Origin of the sequence: Chitinimonas sp. (assembly GCF_036568685.1) — a bacterium.
Taxonomy (GTDB): Bacteria; Pseudomonadota; Gammaproteobacteria; order Burkholderiales; family Chitinimonadaceae; genus Chitinimonas.
On record NZ_DATCSC010000153.1, the window covers coordinates 1 to 22,346 of the forward strand.

Sequence of the window (22,346 nt, forward strand, 5' to 3'; positions counted from 1 at the left end):
CCTGAAATTGCAGGGTTGGCAGCGAACGAGCAGGAGCAGGAGGTCACAACCTTCCAAGGCTTGGTGCGCTATGAACGGCAACTGCCCATACGGCAGATTTCCTACTACCTGACCGGCGAGATCCGTGAGCCGCAGTACTACACCGAGCTGTTCTATACCCTGCGTACCGCCGGCGAGACCGATCTCGTCTTTCTGCACCTCAACTCCAACGGCGGCGACTTCGATACCGGCCTGCAGATCATCAACAATATGCTGGCCTCGCCGGCGCATGTGGTGACGGTGCTGGAGGCGCGGGCCTATTCCATGGCTGCCTTTATCTTCCTGGCCGGCGACGAGCTGGTGGTGCACGACAACTGCCAGCTGATGTTCCATATCTACTCGGGCAGCCTGGTGGGCAAGGGCAATGAGCAGCAGGCCCAGGTGATCGCACTGAGCAACTGGTTCGAGAAGGTCATGAACCGTATCTGCCTGCCTTTCCTCTCCCCAGCCGAGATTGCCAAGGTACTCAAGGGGGGGGACCTATGGATGGACTCCGACGAGATCCGCCGGCGGCTCGCACGTGCCCAGCGGGCGCCAACACGCGCAAAGCCCGCACGGCTGCCGGCCAGCCGCTTGGCAGGTAAGCCGCAGGAGGCGGAGTAGCGCTGGCAAGTCGTTGATATGGATCAAGAATGGCGATGTGGCGGGGGCGTAGTGTGGAATCCCTACCCGGCTGACCAAGTCGGGAATTGCCGTCCCGGCACCGTGTGCCGGGGTGATGTTCACATGCCGAATGGAGGCTCAAGATGTCCAATCTGACCGTCAACGACCCGCTCACCAGCCGCATGAACCGTCTGCTGCAGAACTTCTGGCACCCCGCGGGTGCCGAGCTGTTCCGCAATGAGCTGCTCAGGCCCGAAGGGGCGCTCGACATGAAGCTCGATATTTCCCAGGACGAGGGCAACTACATCATCCGTGCCGATATTCCTGGTGTGAACAAGGAAGACATCCATGTCGATGTGGATGGCAGTCTGGTCAGCATCTCGGCCGAAGTGAAGAAAGAGACCGAGGAGCGCAAAGGCGAGGCGGTGCTCTACACCGAGCGCTACCAAGGCAAGGTGTTCCGCAGCTTCCGCCTCGATAGCGATGTGGACCAGGGCAAGGCCCAGGCGCAATACAAGAACGGCGTGCTAGAGCTCAAGCTGCCCAAGCTGGCCAAAGTGAGCAATCGCCGGATCGCCGTCTCCTGATCCCAGGGCGTGCCGGAGCGGGGTGGCCAGCAAGGCAACGAGCCTGCAGCTTGGCCACTCGCCCGGTGTTCGTCACCCCCGTCTGATTCTGCCCGCGCCACCCCCTGGCCAGCGGATGGCGCATGCCTGTTCCTGCCGTTCCCGAGGCTGTGCAGGGCATGAGCAATCCCGATCCCATACCCGCGCCCTGCCGGCTCTCCCGTCCCCTCTCCTGGGCATTGCTGGGCCGGCGTTGCAAAAATCTAAGTCCACTTCTGTGACAAAGTAATACCATTTGACATCCAATTTATCTCCACATACAGTCAATCCCGCTTGACTGGTATGGTGCATCGACCATCGCGGTCGTTGCGCCGGGTGCGTCGAAACTTGGGCAGGCCCTTATGTCCGCAGAAAAAAAGCAGCTGCTGGCGTTCTCGCTGTTCTTCGTCCTGTACGAATCGATCATCTATCTGTCCAACGACATGATCATGCCGGCCATGTTGCAGGTGGTCGCCGACTTTCATGCGCGTAACAGCGACATTGCCCTCTCGCTATCGCTCTACCTCCTGGGCGGTAGCAGCCTGCAGATCGTGCTGGGGCCTTTGGTCGAGCGCCTGGGCAAGCGCCGCGTCATGCTGGTGGGCAATCTGCTTTTCCTCTTTGCCACCTCGCTTATCCCTTTTGCAGCGTCCATGGACCAGTTCCTGGCGGCGCGCTTCTTCCAGGGCATGGGCTCCTGCTTCATCTTCATCGGCTACGCCGTCATCCACGAATCCTTCGATGACGTCGAGGCGGTCAAGCTCACCACCATCCTCGCCAATGTGGCCATCTTCGCGCCCTTGATCGGCCCCGTGGTCGGTAGCACGGTGGTCAGCTACCTGCACTGGCAGTATGTGTTTGCGCTCTCTTTTGCGGTGGGTCTGCTCACCCTGCTGGGCCTCTACCGCACCATGCCGGCGGGGCAACCGGCCGGTACCCGCTTTGACCTGCGCGCCGCCGTGCGCAGCTATGGGCGCATCTTCCGTTGCCCTACCTTTCTCTTTGGCATCGTCTTGGCCGGCATCGCCCTGGTGCCGCTCACGGCCTGGATAGGCCTCTCGCCGGCCATCGTGATGGATACCATGCACGCCAGCTACGGCGTGTATATCGCCTACCAGTGCCTCATCTTTTCGGGCTTTATCCTCGCCACCTTCGCGGTGCAGTGGCTGGGTGACCGTCTGCCCTTGGCTGCGCTGATACGTGGTGGTGGCGCCCTGGCCATGCTAGGCATGAGCGGCTTTGGCCTGCTGCATGCCCAGCCGCTGGTCTTCATCGGTGGCATGTTCTTGTTCTCGGTGGGCTTTGGCCTTTTCAACGGCGCCTTGATCCGCCTTGCCATGACCGCCACGGGCGAGCCGATGGGCATGACCTCGGCCGCCATGAGCCTGCTCTATTGCGTGGTGATCGCGGCGGGGCTGGAGGCATACAACCGTTGGTGCGACGCGGGCGGCTACACACTGGCCTCCTATGCCGCGGCCAATATCCCGGTCGGCATCGTCGTCTTTATCGGGCTGCTGTGTTTTTTGCGCCTGCAGGGGCGCGGCACGGTGCCGGTGCAAGCACAGCCGGTGGTGGCCTGAGCCATGGCGGGGGGCGCGATGGATCGTTTCCAGGTCGAATTCGAACAACGCATCCGCCAGCTGAAGTCGGCCTACCTGACCTGTTGCTATGCCGAGCGCCCGCAGGGTGGCGAGCGGCTCGCGGCACAGGCGCTGCGTGGCGCCTATGCCGCCCAGCTGGCCGAGCTGCGCGCGCTGGTACAGGCCAACCTGGCCCAGTTCCATGCCGCGCAAGCCTCTTCGCTGCTGGCGCTGCCTACCCGCGCGCTGGCCGATGAAGCTCGCATCCTGCACCGCATCTGGCTGGGTAGCGGCCTGCCGGAGATGGCCAAGGCCAGCATCGCGCAGTGGAATGCCGCCCTGGCCCAACCGGGCGTGGGTAGCTACCGGCAGTGGCTGTGGGTGTGGGATGCCGCACAGCTGCAACACGACCCCCACTTCGTGGCAGACATCAACGGCGGGGCCTGCCTGGGCAGCTACCGTTGCGGCGAGGCCAGCTTGGCGGTGTATAGCCTCGCCAGCCTTGCCCGGCTGCACTTTGGCAGCTTGTACGGCCTGCTCGACGTGCTGCAGGCGCGGGGCTACTACGTCAACCTGGCCGACTTCTTCCGCCTGGTGCTGCTGCGCGAGCATGGTGGCATCTACCTCGATGCCGACACCATGCCCTACCGCTCGGCCCCCATCTTCCTGGCCCGGCCCGAGCTGCCGGACTACCTGGCGGCCGATGGCAGCACGGTGAGCTGGCTCAACCTCTACCGCGACGAGAACGCCGTACTGGTGGCCGCTCCGGGCGATGCCGCCGTGGCCGCCATGGTGGACGAGATTGCCGTGCGCCTGCACGGCCTGCCCACCATCGTGCCGCCGATGAGCCGCGCGGTGGCCGCGGCGCGGCACTATGCGGCACTGCTGCAGGAGGCCACCTACGGTGTGTGGGCGGCGCAGATGGGGCGCAGCTTTCTGGCCTACGGCGAGCTGGCTGAGCACTGCTGCGTGCTGCACGACGGCAGTTGGGAAGAGGTACCCTGCGGCATCGAAGGCATGCGGCTGACCGTGGACGCGCTCAGCAACGCGCCGCAACCCTTGAGCGAGGCCGAACGCGCCGGCTACATGCGCTGCGTGGATAGTCTGGCAGCGCAGGACTGGCGGCTGGATGATGCCTTGGCACTGGAAGCGTTGGCCGACGTCTATACCGTGCGCGAGCATGCCCGCATGGCCTACCCGGCACAGCTGCGCTCACGCGTGGCCAACTGCGCCTACTACTCCTTTCTCTCGCACGATGAGCGGCTGGACCGCGTGAACCGGTTGTTTGGCCGCTACCTGCTGGCCCACAACGCCCGCCGCATGGCCGAGCCGGGCTACTGGCGCCGTACCGGCGGGGAGCTGCGCGGCCAGGCCGCGCCGGCCTTTGTGCCCGGTCAGGCACTGAGCGAGGAGAGCCGTAACCGCGTAGCCCAGCTGCTGTTCGCCACCAGCTACCTCGAATACTGCTCCTACGGCAACAAGCTCAACCTCTCTTTCGTGGAGTTGCAGCGGCGCCAGAACGTGGACCCCTATCTGGGCCTGGTGCGCGGCATGGTCGATGCACAAGGTTGTTTCACCGGCTTCTTTACCGCCGGGACCGCGGCCGACTTTGACCGTGTGGGGGCTGTCTCCTACTACCGCGACGAGATGCGCGCCATGGACGCCGCCTACGACGACTTTGTGCTGCGCCATATGCGCGAGGATGACCTGCTGGTCTCCAGCCTCGCCATCGACGAGCCCCGCCGCGGCCAGGGCCTGTTCCGGCCGATGCTGCGCGAGATCGGCCAACTGGCCCGCGGCAAGGGCTGTCGCCGTGTGGTGCTGACGGTGTGGGAGCACAAGAGCAATGCCTTGCCCATCTACCTGGGCAAGGGCTTTCGGCAGGAGGGCGTGTTCGACTACGCCCGCGAGCTGTTCTTTGACCGCCTGCACTTTCTGTCTTGCGAACCCCAGACCATACTCGCCCATGCATACCGACATTGACGCCATCGGCAAGCACAGCATTGCCGAGCGCAACCCATCCACGGTGGCGCAGCCGGCCATGCGGCTGCCGGAGCAGCCTGCTGGCCCCTTGCGGGTGCTGTCGGCCGAGGACTGGCGTTGCTGGCGCGAGAACGGCTATGTGGTGATCCACCAGGCCGTGGACGCGGCCCAGGCCGACCGCCTGGTGCAGCTGGCCTGGGAATTCGAGGAGTTGGACCCGGCAAACATGGGGACCTGGTACCCGCCGCATAAATCGCAGCTGCGCCGCACCGAGCTGAGCTTCAACGCCGGCATGATCGAGCTCTACCAGCACCAGTACCTGTGGGACAACCGCCAGACTCAGCGCGTCTACGATGCCTTTGCCGATGTTTGGGGCAGCGAGCGGCTATGGGTGAGCATAGACCGCATGAACTTCAACCTGCCGCCCGAGCCGGGTTTTGAGTTCAAGAGCTTTATGCACTGGGACTACGACCCGGACAGCGACCCGCAGAGCGTGCAGGGCGTACTGGCGCTCAACGAACAGATCGACGAAGTCGTCGGCGGCTTTGTCTGCATACCCTGGCTGTTCCGCCACTACCCGCAATGGCGGGCCGAGCAGGGCGAGGACTGGGACTGGTACCGGCCGGATGTATCGGCCCTGCCCAAGGTCGCCGTGCCGCTGGCCAAGGGTGACCTCTTGATCTTCGACAGCCGGCTGTGCCATGGCATACGGCAGAACCGCTCCAGGGACCAGGTACGCATCGCGCAGTACATTTCGATGCTGCCGGCACAGGAGGATAATGTGGCGCTGCGCGAATGGCGCATCCGTGCCTGGCGCGAGCGGCTGGCCCCCGAGGGCTACAGCCTGCACGGCGACCCGCGCCACTGGGAGCGTGATCGCTATGCCACGGCCCAACTGAGCCCCTTGGGGGAAAAACTATTGGGCCTCGTGCCTTGGTAAGCGGTTGAGTGCTGCGCCGCTAAGTAAATCTGGATTTCTTCGAGCCGGCGCTGTTCGGGCCGGCTTGAGTCGAACCGCATCAGACCGGCATGTACCGGTTAGCATTGAACCGAAAGTTTGGCCATGAAGTGGCGTGAAAGGGTTGCATGAGTCTCGAGTTGAAGCAAAAGGTCGGTCAGTTGTTCATGGTGGGGTTCGACGCGCTCGAACCCAACGAGCAGATCGAACGCCTGATCCGTGAGCAGCGCATCGGCGGGGTGATCCTGTTCCGCCGCAATGTGCACACCCCGGCGCAGCTGGCGCGCCTGGCGCGCCGCCTGCAGGAGATCAATGCCGAGGTCAGCGACCAACCGCTGTTGATCGCCATCGACCAGGAAGGCGGCATGGTCATGCGCATCGAGCAGGGTGTGACGCCTATCCCGGCCGCCATGGCCTTCCAGGCGGCTGGCTCGGTGGATGATTGCGAGGCACTCAGCTACGTCAACGGTGACGAACTGCGGCAGATGGGCATCAATATGAACCTGGCCCCGGTGCTGGATGTGAACAACAACCGGCTCAACCCGGTGATCGGTGTGCGCGCCTATGGCGAAGACGCTGCCACCGTCTCGCGCTATGGCCTGGCTGCCGTGCGCGGCCTGCGCCGTGCCGGTATCGTCGCCACCGCCAAGCACTTCCCCGGCCATGGCGATACCTCGACCGATACCCACTACGACATGGCCTCGGTCGCGCATGGCCGCGAACGGCTCGATGCGGTCGAACTCGCCCCTTTCAAGGCAGCCATCGCCGAAGGGGTGGACGCCATCATGACCGCCCACGTCATGTTCCCGGCCATTGAACCCGACCCCACCGTGCCGGCCACGCTTTCGCGCGCCGTATTGACCGATCTCTTGCGTAGCGAGATGGGTTTCAAGGGCGTGGTGATCTCCGATTGCCTGGAGATGGCCGCCATCTCGCAGGGCATAGGTGTGGCGCGCGGTGCAGTCGAGACCGTCAAGGCCGGCACCGATATCGTGTTGGTCTCTCATATGATCGAGCGCCAGCTGGCTGCGATCGAAGCTGTTACCCAGGCGGTGGAAGCTGGCGAGATCCCCATGGCACGCGTGGAGGAAGCGCTGGCGCGTATATACCGGCTCAAGGCGAACGCTGCGGTGGCCGGTTGGCGTGAGCAGCCCGTCGAGCCCCAGCGCATGATGCAGCCCGAGGCGCTGGCGCTGGCGCAGCGCGTGCAGCGCGAGGCCCTGCGGGTGGAAGGTGGCTTCAAGCCGCTGGACCGTACCCGGCCGGTGCTGTTGGTGACCTTCGAGGTGCGCTCGCGCAGCGAGATCGACGAAGTGGCCCTGGCCCGCAACAAGGAACCGCGCAGCTCCATGCTGGACGGCCTGCGCGAGGCCGGCTACGAGGTACGTGAGTTTGCCCTTTCGGCCGAGGCGCTGGAGGCGGAAGTCGCCGAGGCACAGGCCTTTGTGCAGGGTGCGGCGCAGATCGTGGTGCAGACCTATAACGCCGTACTGGTGCCGGGCCAGCAGCGCTATCTTGCCAGCCTGCCACAGCAGGCCCTGTGGCTGGTGGCCGGCCGCCTGCCGTATGACCTGGAGCTGGCCCCCGCTGCTCAAGGCCGCCTGGCCGCCTTTGGCTGCCGCCCGGCGGCGCTGGTGCCGGTGGTGGAGAAGCTGGCAGGGAACTAAGCGACGTTGGCGTATTGAGTAAACAAACGGGCCGCATATGCGGCCCGTTTGTTTACTCAAAAGAAGTAACGCGTGCGCAGTGCCTCGGGGCTCTTGGGATACTGCTTGTGCAGCAGCTGGAAGGCCGCCCGCGAGGTGGGCGTATGCTTGTCGCCGCGGCGCGATGCCCAGACCAGTTTTTCCAGGATGGCAGGGCCCTCGTCGAACTTGGGCTGCTTGCCGAGCCAGGGCAGGATCTGTTGGCCCATCCATTCGGTCTCGTTGCGCTCGCGCAGCCGCTTGCGTGCAGCCTCGTTGGCTGCGCGTTGGGTAGCGTCCTGAAAGGCCGGCCGGGTCTTCCAGCTATAGTCACCGGGCTGCTCGCTGGTTTGCCACCAGCTGTAGCCCTGCTGCGGTGTGCCGGTATCGCTCTGGTTGATGCGCGAGAACTCCTTGAGCAGCACACCGCGCGCCAGGTGGAAGCGGCGCTCCTCGGCCGCGATCTTGGCGCCGGATAGTTCCGCCCAGACAGGGTAGCTGGCCTGTTCCAGCGCTACGTCGTCCAACGTCGCGCCGATGCGCCAGGCTTCGCCGGCCAGTTGCTCGCGGATCGCTGCGGGCAAGGTCTCGATCCTGGCCAGGGCCAGCAGCTCCTGGCCACTAAAGTTATCCAGCAGCCAGTGCCGGGTAGCTTGGTCGAGCAGGGGTACCGGCTTGCCGGGAGTGAACTGGGCGCTATCCATATCGGTGACCTCCTGCCCCAGTGAGGTACGCATCAGATAGCGGGCCACGGTGGCGAGGTCGGGTGCGGCCAGCATGTTCAGCTGGTCAAAGGCCTGCCGGGTGCCCAGGCTCTCGTCCTTGAGCTGCGGCGCCACACGGGCCAGCTCGGCGCGCGCTTCCTTATAGTCTTCATGCGCCAGCGCCAGGCGCGCACGTTGCCAGGCAAAGTGCAGGTAGAGCGGGTGCTCGCTCTTGTACTGGCGCGATGCCGCCACCAGCGTATCGATATCCTGCTGACTCAGGTCGGGCGCGGTATTGCCGGGCAAGGCCATCAGCGCACCGGCCAGCCAGATCGGCTCCTTGGTTCGTTGCCAGCCTTCGATCAACTTACGTGCCGGGTCACTGCTGCCGGACTTGAAGTCCGCCGTGGTGGCGTTGCGGGCCTGGAACAGCCAGTCGTCGGCGTAGTCCGCCTCGCGCAGCACCGCCCACAGCCATCGGTCGCTGAGTATCCAGGCATCAAGGTCGGTCACCGGCTCCTTGCCATCCATCTGCCGCCACAGCGCCAGGTGGTTGGCCTTGGGGTCGTAGCGGGTGGCAAAGATGTCGTACAGGTCCTGCGCTGCTTCGCGCACATCCTTGTCCTTGGCATCCGCCACCACCGCCTTCAATCGCTTGGCCATGGGATGTTCGGACCAGCTTGGGCTTTGCTCGCGCAGCTTGGCGTAGTCCTGCGGCTCGGTGAAGTTGGCCCGCCACCAGCTGCGCACGCTCAGATAGCCGGCCCATTCATGCCAGGGCGAGGCGGTATCCTTGGCGAGGGTCTCAAAGGCCGCGCCAGCTTCGGTGAGCTTCTCTTGGTAGAACTGCATGGCCGCCGCCTGGTAGGCCTGGTCCTGCTTGAGCCACTTGGGCGCATTGGCCGGCAGCGTGGGCAGCGGTAGCTGGGTGTTGCTCTTGCTGCAGGCCGAGAAGACCGCATCCTGGCCTTGCGCCCAGACCTTGACCCAGTCGCCTTCCTTGCCATGCTCGCGCTGTCGGGCTGCCAGGATCTTTACCGCCAGCTCAAAGGCACCGGGTTGGCAGTTTTCGCTATAGACATAGCTGGCCTGCTCGCGCACGCCGCTGCCTATCTGGTAGGGCGCATCTGCCAGGCCTGCCTGTTTGCGTGCGCTAATCCAGTTGAGCGCACCGTAAGGCCCTGCATCGCCGGCAGGCGCGCCGCCGTCCTGTGCGGGCGGCTTCAAGAGGCCGGCCAGTTCTTCGTCCGTAGCGGGCTTGAGCCCCTTGGCCTGGCGGTAGGCCAGCAAGAGGTAGCGGCGGTCGTAGCTGGGCCACAGCACCCCCAGGTGGCCATGCACAAAGCCCGCCATGGCGGCCGGCTCCGGTTGCAGGCGGGAGGTGCCGACCAGTTGCTCGTCGCTATAGCCGCCGGAGGCCAGCACGGTCTGGCCCAGGGTAAGAGCCAGCAGGCAGGCAAGCAGGGTGGGGTGGGGGGCAGGGCGCATCTATTTTCCTCTATACGGCTATTCAGCTGTCTTGTTATGGCCCTGCCAGCCCGGCAGGGTATCCAGTGTTTCTGCCTGCCAGCGGCGCGGCGCAAACAGATACAGCCGCCGTTCGGCAAACGCTTCCAGCGGCGCTGTGCCCAAGCTGGGTGCCAAGGCGCGCCACTCGTCGGTGGAGAGCCCGGCCGCGTTGCGGCACACCGTGGGCAGCTTGTCCGCTGCCAGCATGCGCTGCTGCCATAGGCTGCGTTCGGCCGGCCCCATGCGGAAGTACATGGGCACCACCTCGTCCACCGGCAGGCTGCGCAGCCATTCCGCATCGCCACACCATGATGCCAGCGCCGTGACCGATAGCCAGGTGCCGGGCGGCAGCTTAGCGCGCAGTGCCTGTAGCAAGGAACGGTAGAAATCCCGTTGACCGGTGCGCGCCTCGAAGTCGATCTGCAAGCGCTTGAGCGGCGCCTCGGGCCTATCGAGCAGGGCGGCATGGCGAGCCAGCGCCTCGGCCCAGACCTCGACCGCCACCGGCCCCAGTGCGGCAGGCTTGCGGGGGTGGAAGGCTTCGATATGAAAGACTGGCAGCAGCGGGGTATCCGACCGCACCCGCAGTACCGCACGCCGTGGTTGAACCTGGAAGTGCGCATCCTGCGCATCGAACTGCGCCGCAAACCAGGCCACACCCACGCCAGGCTGCAGCCAGCGCAGGTCCTCCGGCCGGTCCCAGGCCCACAGCCAGGTGTCGGCGCGGGTGGTAAGCGAGGTAAGCAGGGTAATGAGGAGGAGCGGGGCTAGACGGGCGATCGGCAGCATGCCGGTAATCTAGCATCCATGCAGCGCGTAGTCTGTAGCCTGGGGCCGGGCCCTGGATGGGGAAGGGGGCACGCTTCCCGAGCGGGCCGGGAAGCGCGGGGTAGGGCGGGGGGCGTGGGGGCTCGGAATCAAAAAAGCGAAGAATGATTGATTTTAAGATGCCCTGGAACGCCCGGGTTTCCCGGGCCCTGCGGTGACGCTGGGGATTGCCACCGTTCGTCGAGCCTCATCAAAAGTCGTGCCCGAGGCCCACGGTCAGGATGGCCGGGTCCGGGCCGTTATTGACGCGCTTGGCGTAGTACTCGGCCAGGGCGTAGGTCCGCTTGGAGAAGTTGTACTGGCCGCCGATGTTGAACACGTCGGCCTTGTCGGCGCCAGCGGTCTGTCGCACATAGCCCAGGCGGAAGGCTGTGCCCATGTCGTCGAAGGCGTAGCTGCCAAACAGGGTGCTGGCCTTCACCTTCTGCCGGGTGGTACCCAGGCGCAGCTTGTTCTGGCTGTGCTGGGCACCAAGGTTGAGCCGGCCCAGGTAGTAGGAGCCACCGGCTACCCATTGTTCCAGGTCGGCACCCTTCACCGCCTCGTAGTCCTTGGCCTTCTGGTAGCCGACGTGGCTATCGAAGGCATCCCAGTTGCCCACCAGCCGCAGCGATACGCCACGGCTGTTCAACCCGGCGGCGTTCTTGTTCTCGCCCGTGAAGTAGGCCACATCGCCCTGCAGATTGCCGAGCTTGGGCGTGCTGTACCAGACCGTGTTGTTGCTGCGGTAGTTGCTGCCCAGGCCGTAGTAGCCGGTACCGAAGTTGGCCGAGCCAAAGGTATGGGTGCCGATGAAGTTGTCGTAGAACTCGGCCGCCTGGGTGTAGGGCGTCTTGCCCCGGCCGAGCTTGATGCTGCCGAAGTCCCCGCCCAGACCCAGCCAGCCCTCGCGCGAGGCAAAGCTGTTCTTGCCTACGTAGAAGCTCGCGTCGGCCGCGTCTATGCCTATGCCCGATTCAATCTGGAAAAAAGCCTTCATGCCATCGGGCAGCGCTTCCTCGCCCTTGATGCCCCAGCGGCTATAGAGGTCGTTCACCTCGGTGCTGCCGTTGACGGCACCCACGTCGCCGCTGAAGTAGGCGCGCTCTGCGCGGGCGGCGGCGTTGACGTTCTGTACCCCGCCCAGCACCCGGCCGTAGAGGGTGACTTCGCTGGCGGCAAAGCTGGCGGTGCTGGCCAGCAGCAAGGCCAGGCCATGGATAGGTTTCATTGCGGTTCCTTTGTCGGGATCAATAAGACTTGAGGTTTGTCAGCGTGGCGCCCGTGCGAGCGCACGCCCCAATCCACCTTATCGATCTGGAACCGACAAAATGCCGACTTTCCGATTACCGATCCGTTATCTGGCGACCGCCTTTGCTGACAAGCTTGTAATGGCTTTGTCGAAGGTTTGACGGCAGCCCCTCGCGACAATGGCGACCAGCATAGAGACCTATGCGATCCCCCAACCATGTCGCAAGGAGTGCACCATGAAGATCACCGCCCTTATCCCCTTTGCCCTGATCGCCGCCGCCACCCTGGGCAGCGCCAGCGCCAACGAGGCCTATGTCCATAGCCACAGCGGCACGCCGCAACAGGCGACCAATAGCGATGTGAATTTCGGCAACCCGGCCTCGGTCAAATCCACCGACCGCAATGTGGACTTCAAGTTCAGCCTGGACCCCGCCGCCAAGCAGCGCGGCCTGGGGGTGGAAAGCCACGAGCGCATCGGCTTCGACCTGGAGAACCCCAGCAAGCAGGCCGTGGCCTTCGTGGTGGGCGATGAAGCGGCCGTGGCCGAATATGCCCAGCTGTTCCGCCAGGACCCGAACAGCGTGAGCAGCGACTTCCACGGCGTGCTGCTGGCGCCGGGCGAGAAGAAGCGCTTTGCCTGGAAGTTCGACACCTTCGGCAACCCCAAGGTGGCTATGGCCTACGTCACCCTCGACGGTGAATACCAGCAGCGCAAGGTGCCGGTGACGGTGACCCGTGTGCGCGACCGCTGAGGTGCACCCCTGGCGGCGGGGTGTGGTGCCGGACCACTGGCCCATGCCCCGCCGGACTTCCTCACCCAGATGCCCCCGCGCCACCGGCGGCCCGCCATGGTGGGCTGCTGCCCTGGGCGCTGATCGGGCGGAGCTGTATTGATGCTGAAGAAGACAATAGCCGCCGTGGCCTTGCTGGCCGGCACCAGCCTGCCTGCGGCTCATGCCGCGGCGCCGGACCGGCTGGCCACCTTGCTGGAAAGCGCCCGCCGCAACGCGCCGCGTGTACAGGCGGCACAGGCTGCGCTGGATGCGGCTGCGGCAAACCTGCGCACTGCCGGTGCCTGGGCCAACCCGGAGATCGGCTACACGCGTGAGGATGTGGGTACCCCAGCGCCGGCCAGTACGGTCGAGCTCAGGCAGCGTATTGAGCTGGGCGGCAAGGTCGGGCGGCGCGAGGCCATTGCCGAGGCCGAGCTGCACAAGGCCCGCCTGGCACTGCAGCAGGCGCAGAACGAGTTCAACGCCTCGGTCTACCGCGCCTACTACGAACTGGGCCTGAGCGAGCTGCGCGTGGAGGAGGCCAAGGCCAGCGCCGACTTGGCGCAGGACTTCAGCCGCCTGCTGGACAAGAAACTGGCGGCCGGGCGGGTTCCCCCGGTCGAAGCTGCCAAGGCCAGCCTGCCCGCGGTGCTGGCGGTGGAAGAGCGCAAGAGCGCCGAGAGCCAGCACCATATTGCGGTACGCAGGCTGGAGCTGCTGCTGGGCCAGCCCTGGCCCGAGACCGACCATGCCCTGCCCGATACGCCACCCGCACCGCTGCCCTGGACCAGCCTGCAGGCCCGCGTGCAGCAATCCCCTGCACTGCAGCAGGCCGAGGCGGAGGTTGCCATCCAGCACGCGCAGCTGGCGGCCCAGCAGGCCCAGGCTTGGCCAGACATGGTGGTGGCCGCCGGGGTCAAGCGTACCCGCAACGAGGCCACATCCAGCCGGCAATTCGGCGTAACGCTGGAGATCCCCCTGTTCAGTCGTAACGGCGCCAAGCAAGCCAGTGCCGCCGCCAGGCTCGACCAGGCCAAGGCGGAGCGGCGATCAGCCCTGGCAGCGGCCGAGCTGGCGTTGCAGGCCGGCCATGCCGAGCTGCAGTCGCTGTCGGAGCGGGTACGGCTTTACCAACAGGTGGTCATTCCCACTGCTGAAGCGGCCTTCAGGACCGCGCAACAGGGCTTCGAGCTAGGCCGCTACGGCTTTATCGACGTGCTGGATGCCCAGCGCAGCCTGCTGGCCAGCCGGGCCGAGCGCACCGTGCTCTGGCAGCGCTACATCGAGCAGCAAGCGGAGCTGGAACGGGTGCTGGGGCGCATCGATACCCCCTGAACCCTTGGCCGGGCCGGCCACGCTGGCAGGCATAGCAAACATGGAGAGTAGGCATATGAAAGACAGGCGACGACTGATGGTGGCCCTGATCGCGGCTGCGCTGGGCACGGCGATCGGCGCGGCCGGCAGCAATCTGCTCCGCGGGGACAAGCCGGCGGCGGGCGGGCATGCCGACGAGGCGGGCCACAAGGAAGGCGAAGGACATGGCGACGAGGGCGGCGAGCACGACGGGGAGGAAGGCACCCTGTTGCTGAACGAAGCACGGCTGAAAGCGGCCGGCATAGGCATAGAAAAGGTCGCCGCGGCGTTGATTGAAAACACCACGCCGCTACCGGGTGAAGTCCGCTTCAACCAGGACAAGCTGGCGGAGATCACCCCCCGTATTGGCGGAGTGATCGTCAGTATCCAGAAGAACCTGGGCGACCCGGTGCGCCAGGGCGAGGTCCTGGCCACCCTGGAGAGCCAGACCCTGGCGGAATGGCGCAGTGCCTACCTGGCGGACGAAAAGCGGCTGGAGCTGGCCCGCGCCAACCATGAACGGGAAAAACGGCTCTGGCAGGACCGGATATCGGCCGAGCAGGACTATCTCAATGCCAGCAAGGAAAAGGCCGAGGCGGAGATTGCCCTGCAGGGCAGCCGCGACCGGCTGCTGTCCATCGGCGCGGCCTTGCCCAGGCAGAACCGGGACCTGGCCCGCTATGAGCTGCGCGCGCCGTTGGCTGGCACCATCGTGGCAAAACACGCCACCCAGGGCGAGGCGGTCAAGGACGACGCCACCCTGTTCCAGATCGCCAACCTGGATGAGCTCTGGGCCGAGGCAGCGGTCTACCCCAAGCTGATCAACCAGGTCCGGCAGGGCCAGCGCGTCACCGTGGTGGCGCAGCAGCAGGGTTTGAGCACCGAGGGCAGGATCACCCACATTGGCGCTCTGATCGGCGAGAAGACCCGCACTGCCACAGCGCGCGTCAGCCTGGACAACAAGGCTCGGCAGTGGCGGCCGGGCATGTACGTCAATATCGCAGTGGCGGACGGCGCGGCGCAGGTGCCGGTGGCCGTCAAACCCGGCGCGCTCCAGACCCTGGATGGCAAGACGGTGGTGTTTGTCCGCCAGGGCGATACCTTCGAGGCCCGCCAGGTGGTAACCGGCCGGCAGAGCCCTGCCTGGGTGGAGATCAGCCATGGCCTCAAGGCCGGTGAAGCCTATGCCGCCACCAACAGCTACGTCGTCAAGGCCGAGATCGGCAAGGCGACGGCGTCCCACGACCACTAAGGGGGCGCCGTGCTAGATCGTATTCTGCGTTACGCCATCGAACACTGCTGGCTGGTGATGATCGCCGTGCTGGGCGTGGCCGCCGTGGGCGTCTACAGCTATCAGAAGCTGCCCATCGACGCGGTACCCGACGTGACCAACGTGCAGGTGCAGATCAACACCAGCGCGCCTGGCTATTCGCCACTGGAGGCCGAGCAGCGCATCACCTTCCCGATCGAGAGCCTGATGGCTGGCTTGCCACGGCTGGAGCAGACCCGTTCGCTGTCGCGCTACGGGCTCTCCCAGGTCACCATGATCTTCAAGGAAGGCACCGATATCTACTTTGCCCGCCAGCTGATCAGCGAGCGCCTGCAAGAGGCCAAGGAAAAGCTGCCGCCGGGCATCTCGCCAGCCATGGGACCGGTCTCTACCGGCCTTGGCGAGATCTATATGTGGACTGTGGAACCCAAGGCCGGCGCCAAGAAGCCCGACGGCAGCGCCTATACGCCCACCGACCTGCGCACCCTGCAGGACTGGGTGATCAAGCCGCAGCTGCGCAATGTGGCGGGGGTGACCGAGGTCAACACGATAGGGGGCTACGCCAAGCAGATCCATGTGACGCCCGACCCGGCCAAGCTGATCGCCTACAAGGTGAGCTTCCAGGACATCACCGCCGCGCTCTCGGCCAATAACGACAATGTCGGTGCCGGCTATATCGAGCGCAATGGCGAGCAGTACCTGGTGCGCGTACCCGGCCAGGTGGCCACCTTGGCCGATGTGGAGCGCATCGTGATCGGCTCGCGCGACGGCACGCCGCTGTATGTCCGCGACGTAGCGACGGTGAGCCTGGGTAAGGAGCTGCGCACTGGCGCCGCCACTGAGAACGGCGAGGAAGTGGTGCTCGGCACGGTCTTTATGCTCATGGGCGAGAACAGCCGCACCGTGGCAGCCGCCGTGGGCAAGAAGATGGCCGAGATCAACCGCATCCTGCCCGAGGGCGTGGTGGCCAAGACGGTCTACGACCGTACCGAGCTGGTGGACAAGGCGGTCAGCACGGTCAAGAAGAATCTGTTGGAAGGCGCCATCCTGGTGATCGCCATCCTCTTCCTCTTTCTGGGCAATCTGCGCGCCGCCATCATCACCGCGCTGGTGATCCCGCTCTCCATGCTGTTCACCCTGACCGGCATGTATGCCAACAAGGTCAGCGCCAATCTCATGAGCCTGGGCGCGCTGGACTTCGGCATCATCGTCGATGGTGCGGTGGTGATCGTGGAGAACTGCATACGCCGCATGGCTGAGGAACAGCACCGGCTGGGCCGGGTACTGAGCCGTGGCGAGCGCTTCCAGCTCGTGTTCCAGGCTGCCAAGGAAGCACGCCGCGCGCTGCTCTTTGGCCAGCTCATCATCATGGTGGTCTACCTGCCCATCTTCGCCCTGAGCGGGGTAGAGGGCCGCATGTTCCAGCCCATGGCCTTTACGGTAGTGATCGCGCTCCTGGGTGCCATGCTGCTGTCCATCACCTTTGTGCCGGCCGCCGTCGCGCTCTTCCTCAAGGGCAAGGTATCGGAGCAGGAGAACGCCCTGATGCGCGGTGCCAGCCATGGCTACCGGCGCGTGCTGGGCTGGAGCCTGGCGAACGCCCGTACCTTATTCGGCGGCGCCGCGACATTGCTGCTGGTGGTGGGCATCATGGCGGCGCGCATGGGTACCGAGTTCATGCCCAGCCTGTCCGAGGGCGACCTGGCGGTGCAAGCGCTGCGCATACCGGGCACCAGCCTGGCCCAGTCCATCGCTCTGCAATCGCAGCTGGAAAAGCGCATCAAGACCTTCCCGGAAGTGAAGACCGTGTTCGCGCGTATCGGTACCGCCGAGGTAGCGACCGACCCCATGCCGCCGTCGATTGCCGATACCTATGTGATCTTCAAACCGCAGCACGAGTGGCCAGACCCCAGCCGCAGCATGGCCGATATCCGTGCCGAGCTGGAGCTGGCCCTGGCCGAGATACCGGGCAGCAACTACGAGTTCAGCCAGCCTATCCAGATGCGCTTCAACGAGCTTTTGTCCGGCGTGCGTGGTGATATCGCGGTCAAGGTGTTTGGCGACGATATGGACCTGCTGCTCAAGAACGGCAACGACATTGCCAAGGTGCTCGGCAGCATCCGCGGGGCGGCCGACGTCAAGGTCGAGCAGGTGGCCGGCCTGCCGCTCCTGACCGTGCAGATAGACCGCGAGCGGCTGTCGCGCTATGGCCTCTCGCTGCGCAGCGTGCAGGAGGTGGTGGAGGTGGCCGTGGGCGGCAAGACGGCCGGGGTGCTATTCGAGGGCGACCGCCGCTTTGATGTGATGGTGCGCCTGCCCGAGACGCTGCGTGACGACGTGGACGCCCTGCAGCGGCTGCCGATTCCGCTGCCGGACGGCGAGGGCCGTGTCATCCCGCTGGCGGAGGTGGCCGATGTCGCACTTTCGCAAGGGCCCAACCAGATCAGCCGCGAGAACGGCAAACGCCGCATCGTGGTCTCGGCCAATGTGCGCGGGCGCGATATCGGCAGCTTTGTGGCCGACGCCACCGCCGCCATCGAGGCGCAAGTGAAGCTGCCACCGGCCTACTGGCTGACCTGGGGCGGCCAGTTCGAGCAGCTGCAGTCGGCCGCCCAGCGCTTGCAGATCGTGGTGCCGCTCTCCTTGCTGCTAGTATTCGGCCTCTTGTTCGCCACCTTCGGCAATGCCCGCGACGGTCTTTTGGTCTTTACCGGAGTGCCCTTTGCCCTGACCGGCGGGGTGCTGGCGCTGTGGCTGCGCGACATTCCGCTCTCCATCTCGGCCGGGGTGGGCTTTATCGCGCTCTCCGGGGTAGCGGTGCTCAATGGCCTGGTGATGATCAGCTTTATCAACAAGCTGCGCGAGGATGGCATGGGCCGCGACGAGGCGGTCTTTTCCGGCGCCATGACGCGTCTGCGGCCGGTGTTGATGACCGCGCTGGTGGCCTCCTTGGGCTTCATCCCCATGGCGCTGGCCACCGGTACCGGCGCCGAAGTACAACGGCCGCTGGCGACGGTGGTCATCGGCGGCATCCTCTCCTCCACCGCGCTCACCCTGCTGGTGCTGCCCGCGCTCTATGCCTGGGCCTACCGCAAGGAGGCTTAGAGTCACTCACAAAACCCCTCTGGCGTTGTTGTGCAAGCTTGCCGTACCAACTGTACTGTCTGCGTTTGCACGCGAGCGTGGTTGTTGGTGCTTTAGCACCTTACAAACACGGCCTCCTCCCCGCGGGGACGCCAGAACCGCTTCGCTGGGTTTTGTGAGCGACCCTTAGTTATCAGTTTTGTCATCTGAATGTCGGCGTTTTGACGGGGGCCGCCAGCCACAATGGCCTCCGTGCGTGCCTCTCGGCACGCCGGGCAGGGGTGTGCCGGTCTGGTTGGGCTGGTACATGAGGGCCCTTGCCGGTATTCATTGCGTTATTCCAGCCCGGCCCTGCGCCGGGCTTTTTTCTCGCCCTGGCCGGTTGTTGATGCTTGACCCTGTAGTCACTACAGGGTTTCTAATGACCTCACGCTCTATTGTTCCTGCTGACCATGTACCGCCTATTCCTGCCGTCCAGCCTTTTCCGTTCAACCCGCCACGAGCCCAGTGCAGCCCTTGGGGAGGCCTGAATGCGCATCCTGCTGGTTGAAGACGAGGCCCATGTGGGCGAATACCTGGTCAAGGGCCTGGGTGAGAACGGTCTGGTAGTCGATTGGGTGCGTAGCGGCGTGGACGCGGTCCACCATGGCGCCAATGTGGACTACGACCTCGCCATCCTCGACGTGGGCCTGCCGGGCCTGGATGGTTGGGAGGTCATGAAACGGCTGCGCGCCACACGCCCGCTGCCGGTGCTGTTCCTGACGGCCCGCGACCGGGTAGAGGACCGCGTGCGCGGCCTGGAGCTGGGCGCGGACGACTATCTGGTCAAACCGTTTTCCTTCTCCGAGCTTTTGGCGCGGGTAAGGGTGATCTTGCGGCGCGGCCGCCAGCAAGATGCAACCGTGCTGACCATCGGCGACCTGAGCCTGGACGTGCTGCGCCGCCGGGTGGAGCGGGCCGGACAGCGCATCGAGCTGACGGTGAAGGAATTCGCCCTCCTGACTCTGTTCCTGCGCCGCCAGACCGAGGTGCTGTCGCGTACCTTGATCGCGGAACTGGTGTGGGAGATGCACTTCGACCGCGACACCAATGTGGTGGAGGTGGCGGTACGGCGCCTGCGGGCCAAGGTGGATGAGCCCTTTGCCAGTTCCTACATCCACACCGTGCGCGGCTTTGGCTATGTGATGGAACAGCGCGCATGAGGTGGCGGCGCGCCAGCAATAGCCTGGCGGTGCGGTTGATCGTCATGCTGACCATCACCTCCGCGCTGGTGATCTCGGCCGCAGGCTTTCTGTTCTACGCTGCGCTGGAAGCGCAGCTCAACGGGACGGACAAGGAAGAGATCCAGCTCAAGATGGGCGCGCTGGAACAGTTGCTCAAGGAGATGCCGGAGGAGGTGCAGCCCTACGACCTGATCGAACGCCTGCACGACATTACCAGCGGCCACCCCAAGCTGCAGTTCGGGGTGAAGGCCCGGTCGGGCTGGCTGATCGTGCCCGAGCTCAAGTTCCAACATGCCCTGGAGCAGGCCGGTGACGTGGCCGACCGGCGCATTTCCACCCTGCACCATGAGAGTGGCGCCTGGCTGGTCCGCAAGAGCAGCATCGCCAAGCCAGGCCCCAGCGGCGTGCAGGCGGTCTACCTGGCGGTGAATGTCACCGATTCCCGCCTTACCATACGCCGCTACCGCAGCACCGCCGTCGGCATTACCCTGCTCACCACCTTGCTGCTGGGTACCTTGGGCTTTCTGGTAGTACGGCGTGCCCTGGCCCCACTGGAGCAATTGGCGCAGGAGGCCGAGCAGATCACGGCCGAGCAGCTGCACACGCCGTTGACGGTGACCAACCCGCACGACGAGGTAGGCCGCCTGGTGGGCAGCATCAATCGCATGCTGGGCCGGCTCAACCAGAGCTTCAACCGCCTGGAGCAATTCGCCGCCGACATTGCCCACGAGCTGCGCACGCCCATCAACAGCCTGCTGCAAAAGACCGAGGTCAGCCTCAGCCGCCCACGCAGCCTGGCCGAATACGAAGACCTGCACCACGCCAACCTGGCCGAGTTCGGCAAGCTCAAGCATATGGTGGCTGACATGCTCTTCCTCGCCCGGGTGGACCACGGCATGCTGGTGCTCAGCCGCAAGGAGGTGAACCTCGCCTGCGAGGCGCGCAAGGTGGCCGAGTTCTTCGACTACCCCGCTTCTGAGAAGCGCCAGACCATCGCTGTAGAAGGCGAGGGTACGGCGGTGGCGGACGGCCTGATGGTGCAGCAGGCACTGACCAACCTGCTCTCCAATGCGGTGAAGTATGGCCTGCCCGATACTCCCATCCATATCGCCATCGCCCAGCAGACCGGCCAGGCTACCGTGGCGGTACGCAACGCCGCGCTGCCGCTGCAGGACGCCGACCTGCAGGGCCTCTTCACCCGCTTCAAGCGCGGTGCAGACGTGCAGCAACGCGATATCGAAGGCACCGGCCTCGGGCTCGCCATCGTGCGCTCCATCATGAAGGCACATGGCGGGACGGCGGAGGCGAGCTATGTGGATGGGGCGATTACGGTGGTGTTGCGGTTTGCGACCTGAGAGGGCCTCCTCAATAAATCAAGTCTTCTTGTACTAATCTGAAACTCTTTTCTATTTTTCTCCATTTTCAATGGGTGAGGGTTTTATGGATTGTAGGGCTGTTTCGATTATTTCTGGCGAGACGTTGTTTAGCTCTTTTTCTTCAGATTTTAACAAAGATAAAATCCCAAAGAATTGAATTACTCCGATTCCTAAGGCTGCTCTGATTATTAGTCGCCTTAGCTCTCCGAGGTCCGATCTAAATACTCCAAGTATATGAGAGTAAGTCTCTAGGTAGTTTTTGAGATCTAGGTCTTTCTCTGGGAATTTAATTTCTTGAAAGAGAATAAACTCGCTCGTTAATTTTGATAGCCGATACGCCAAGGTTGGGGTGACTTTGGATAAGGAATCGACAGCATTGGCTAGTGACAAAAATAAAGCTTCCTTTTGTTTTTCCGGTAAGTCAATGTTGCCTTGACGTTGAATTTCAAAAGTGGAGAATATACTTCTTATAATCTTATCGCCGTCATTCTTGGTTAGATTCCCACTTTCTCGGTGCTTGTGGAGTTCTTCGAGTGCCTTGGTAAGGCGTTGATTAAATATTTCTAGAATTTTGTTTATTCGATATTGTTGCACATAAAGGTCAATCATCGCAGGTAGGGCAGAGGCACGACTTCGACGATCTTCTCGAGCTAAAGAGAACGAACCGGAAACCTGGCTCAATAGCCAGCCAATTAGTACCCCTGCGATCGGAATGAGTGACTTGATTTCCATTTTTACTCTTAGGAAGGTTGATGCTTCTATGTAAGGTGCTAACCTGGCGATGATGTATAAGTTTGTTGTCGCCACGTGGGAACTGCAATCAATTTATTTCTAGCGATACCAACTTCCCCTCCACCTTCACCCCCAGCTGTATCGGCCTGGGCGGCCCATTGGGCGGGATTGTGGCCTCGACCCATAGCTCCTCGCCGGGCTTGCGTATAGACGGGTCCTGGGCGTGCTCGGGGATAAAGTAGGCGACCGGCTCGGACAGCACCCAGCAGGCTTGCTGGCCGCAGCGGGCCGAGTGCACGGAGCGCGGGCCGGCACGGTCGGGGATGGCAACCAGATTGCCATCGCGTACTGCCAGCCTGACCGGGCGAGAGGCATAGTCGCCCTGTGGGGAGGCCTTGTTGTCCAGCTCCACTATGATGGCGAGCCGCACATAGCGGCCGCGGATGGGCAGGTTGGGGTCGAAGGGCTGGGTCTTGAGCCAGGCCTTGGGGTAAGCCACCCGGTCGTAGACAAACTTGGCGCCCACGCTGCCCACCAGCAGCACTTGTAGCAGCGCGACGAGCACGCCTTTCTTGAGCGGGCTCATGGCTGGGCTCCTTGCATGCCGGCGATCAGGCTGCGGCGCAGTTTTTCCAGCAGCCAGCCGCCAACCAGGAACAGCACCCCACCCAGCAGCAGGCTCATTGAGCGGTCGAGCTTGTCGAGGAAGCTGGAGAAGTAGAAGCCCAGCACCGTGAGCGCAAAGCCAAATACCGCCAGGTTGATCAGCATGGCGCGCTGCGCGCGCACACCCCAGACGGCAAGGCCGATG

The 22,346-nt window shown here is 64.2% G+C and carries 18 protein-coding genes; 12 read left to right on the top strand and 6 right to left on the bottom strand.

Annotated features, from left to right (window positions below; translation table 11 throughout):
- Window positions 1-6: 6 nt before the first annotated feature.
- From VIM95_RS22430 to nagZ, 6 genes are all read left to right on the top strand, one after another.
- Window positions 7-642 (top strand): Clp protease ClpP, encoded by a 636-nt coding sequence (locus VIM95_RS22430; RefSeq protein ID WP_331990247.1) that lies wholly within the window; start codon window positions 7-9, stop codon window positions 640-642.
- Between the two features lie 143 nt (window positions 643-785).
- Window positions 786-1,229: an Hsp20/alpha crystallin family protein gene (locus VIM95_RS22435; protein ID WP_331990213.1), complete on the top strand. Its 444-nt coding sequence runs from the start codon at window positions 786-788 to the stop codon at window positions 1,227-1,229.
- A gap of 380 nt (window positions 1,230-1,609) precedes the next feature.
- Window positions 1,610-2,827: an MFS transporter gene (locus VIM95_RS22440; RefSeq protein WP_331990215.1), complete on the top strand. Its 1,218-nt coding sequence runs from the start codon at window positions 1,610-1,612 to the stop codon at window positions 2,825-2,827.
- A gap of 18 nt (window positions 2,828-2,845) precedes the next feature.
- Window positions 2,846-4,810 (top strand): glycosyltransferase, encoded by a 1,965-nt coding sequence (locus tag VIM95_RS22445; RefSeq protein WP_331990217.1) that lies wholly within the window; start codon window positions 2,846-2,848, stop codon window positions 4,808-4,810.
- Window positions 4,794-5,750 (top strand): phytanoyl-CoA dioxygenase family protein, encoded by a 957-nt coding sequence (locus VIM95_RS22450; protein WP_331990219.1) that lies wholly within the window; start codon window positions 4,794-4,796, stop codon window positions 5,748-5,750. Before VIM95_RS22445 ends, VIM95_RS22450 begins: the two co-directional genes overlap by 17 nt.
- Before the next feature lie 146 nt (window positions 5,751-5,896).
- Window positions 5,897-7,435 carry a beta-N-acetylhexosaminidase gene (gene nagZ / locus VIM95_RS22455; protein ID WP_331990221.1) on the top strand — a complete coding sequence of 513 codons (1,539 nt, stop codon included), beginning with the start codon at window positions 5,897-5,899 and terminating at the stop codon, window positions 7,433-7,435.
- A 56-nt stretch (window positions 7,436-7,491) separates the two neighbouring features.
- On the opposite strand, the gene VIM95_RS22460 is transcribed toward nagZ, so the two are convergent.
- The 3 genes from VIM95_RS22460 to VIM95_RS22470 form a co-directional block, all read right to left on the bottom strand.
- Entirely contained in the window at window positions 7,492-9,645 is a 2,154-nt protein-coding gene (locus VIM95_RS22460; RefSeq protein ID WP_331990223.1) for a hypothetical protein, read from the bottom strand.
- A gap of 18 nt (window positions 9,646-9,663) precedes the next feature.
- Window positions 9,664-10,455 carry a hypothetical protein gene (locus VIM95_RS22465; protein ID WP_331990225.1) on the bottom strand — a complete coding sequence of 264 codons (792 nt, stop codon included), beginning with the start codon at window positions 10,453-10,455 and terminating at the stop codon, window positions 9,664-9,666.
- 229 nt (window positions 10,456-10,684) lie between these two features.
- Window positions 10,685-11,704, bottom strand: coding sequence for a porin (locus VIM95_RS22470; protein ID WP_331990227.1), 1,020 nt, complete (start codon window positions 11,702-11,704; stop codon window positions 10,685-10,687).
- A 256-nt stretch (window positions 11,705-11,960) separates the two neighbouring features.
- On the opposite strand from VIM95_RS22470, the gene VIM95_RS22475 reads away from it, so the two are divergent.
- The 6 genes from VIM95_RS22475 (at window position 11,961) to VIM95_RS22500 (ending at window position 20,782) form a co-directional block, all read left to right on the top strand.
- Window positions 11,961-12,476 (top strand): hypothetical protein, encoded by a 516-nt coding sequence (locus tag VIM95_RS22475; protein ID WP_331990229.1) that lies wholly within the window; start codon window positions 11,961-11,963, stop codon window positions 12,474-12,476.
- 141 nt (window positions 12,477-12,617) lie between these two features.
- A complete protein-coding gene (locus VIM95_RS22480) occupies window positions 12,618-13,832 on the top strand; it encodes a TolC family protein (protein WP_331990231.1) in 1,215 nt (404 codons plus the stop codon).
- Between the two features lie 55 nt (window positions 13,833-13,887).
- Window positions 13,888-15,102, top strand: coding sequence for an efflux RND transporter periplasmic adaptor subunit (locus VIM95_RS22485; protein ID WP_331990233.1), 1,215 nt, complete (start codon window positions 13,888-13,890; stop codon window positions 15,100-15,102).
- A 9-nt stretch (window positions 15,103-15,111) separates the two neighbouring features.
- On the top strand, window positions 15,112-18,225 hold the full coding sequence (locus VIM95_RS22490) for a CusA/CzcA family heavy metal efflux RND transporter (RefSeq protein ID WP_331990235.1): 3,114 nt from the start codon (window positions 15,112-15,114) through the stop codon (window positions 18,223-18,225).
- A gap of 509 nt (window positions 18,226-18,734) precedes the next feature.
- Window positions 18,735-19,406: a heavy metal response regulator transcription factor gene (locus VIM95_RS22495; protein WP_331990237.1), complete on the top strand. Its 672-nt coding sequence runs from the start codon at window positions 18,735-18,737 to the stop codon at window positions 19,404-19,406.
- A complete protein-coding gene (locus VIM95_RS22500; protein ID WP_331990239.1) occupies window positions 19,403-20,782 on the top strand; it encodes a heavy metal sensor histidine kinase in 1,380 nt (459 codons plus the stop codon). The genes VIM95_RS22495 and VIM95_RS22500 overlap by 4 nt, the downstream gene beginning before the upstream one ends.
- 51 nt (window positions 20,783-20,833) lie before the next feature.
- Here the strand turns inward: VIM95_RS22500 and VIM95_RS22505 are convergent, their stop codons facing one another.
- The 3 genes from VIM95_RS22505 to VIM95_RS22515 all read right to left on the bottom strand — a co-directional run.
- Window positions 20,834-21,535 carry a hypothetical protein gene (locus VIM95_RS22505; RefSeq protein ID WP_331990241.1) on the bottom strand — a complete coding sequence of 234 codons (702 nt, stop codon included), beginning with the start codon at window positions 21,533-21,535 and terminating at the stop codon, window positions 20,834-20,836.
- Between the two features lie 88 nt (window positions 21,536-21,623).
- Complete coding sequence (locus VIM95_RS22510; protein WP_331990243.1) at window positions 21,624-22,121, bottom strand: hypothetical protein; 498 nt, start codon at window positions 22,119-22,121, stop codon at window positions 21,624-21,626.
- The coding region (locus tag VIM95_RS22515; RefSeq protein WP_331990245.1) for a hypothetical protein at window positions 22,118-22,346 on the bottom strand (229 nt) is incomplete at its 5' end. The genes VIM95_RS22510 and VIM95_RS22515, both read right to left, overlap by 4 nt.

Excerpts from the sequence above, each read along its gene's own strand:
- VIM95_RS22435 (WP_331990213.1), top strand. The coding sequence starts at position 786 with ATGTCCAATCTGACCGTCAACGACCCGCTCACCAGCCGCATGAACCGT.
- VIM95_RS22440 (WP_331990215.1), top strand. The coding sequence starts at position 1,610 with ATGTCCGCAGAAAAAAAGCAGCTGCTGGCGTTCTCGCTGTTCTTCGTC.
- VIM95_RS22445 (WP_331990217.1), top strand. The coding sequence starts at position 2,846 with ATGGATCGTTTCCAGGTCGAATTCGAACAACGCATCCGCCAGCTGAAG.
- VIM95_RS22450 (WP_331990219.1), top strand. The coding sequence starts at position 4,794 with ATGCATACCGACATTGACGCCATCGGCAAGCACAGCATTGCCGAGCGC.
- nagZ (WP_331990221.1), top strand. The coding sequence starts at position 5,897 with ATGAGTCTCGAGTTGAAGCAAAAGGTCGGTCAGTTGTTCATGGTGGGG.
- VIM95_RS22460 (WP_331990223.1), bottom strand. The coding sequence starts at position 9,645 with ATGCGCCCTGCCCCCCACCCCACCCTGCTTGCCTGCCTGCTGGCTCTT.
- VIM95_RS22465 (WP_331990225.1), bottom strand. The coding sequence starts at position 10,455 with ATGCTGCCGATCGCCCGTCTAGCCCCGCTCCTCCTCATTACCCTGCTT.
- VIM95_RS22470 (WP_331990227.1), bottom strand. The coding sequence starts at position 11,704 with ATGAAACCTATCCATGGCCTGGCCTTGCTGCTGGCCAGCACCGCCAGC.
- VIM95_RS22475 (WP_331990229.1), top strand. The coding sequence starts at position 11,961 with ATGAAGATCACCGCCCTTATCCCCTTTGCCCTGATCGCCGCCGCCACC.
- VIM95_RS22480 (WP_331990231.1), top strand. The coding sequence starts at position 12,618 with ATGCTGAAGAAGACAATAGCCGCCGTGGCCTTGCTGGCCGGCACCAGC.
- VIM95_RS22485 (WP_331990233.1), top strand. The coding sequence starts at position 13,888 with ATGAAAGACAGGCGACGACTGATGGTGGCCCTGATCGCGGCTGCGCTG.
- VIM95_RS22495 (WP_331990237.1), top strand. The coding sequence starts at position 18,735 with ATGCGCATCCTGCTGGTTGAAGACGAGGCCCATGTGGGCGAATACCTG.
- VIM95_RS22500 (WP_331990239.1), top strand. The coding sequence starts at position 19,403 with ATGAGGTGGCGGCGCGCCAGCAATAGCCTGGCGGTGCGGTTGATCGTC.
- VIM95_RS22505 (WP_331990241.1), bottom strand. The coding sequence starts at position 21,535 with ATGGAAATCAAGTCACTCATTCCGATCGCAGGGGTACTAATTGGCTGG.
- VIM95_RS22510 (WP_331990243.1), bottom strand. The coding sequence starts at position 22,121 with ATGAGCCCGCTCAAGAAAGGCGTGCTCGTCGCGCTGCTACAAGTGCTG.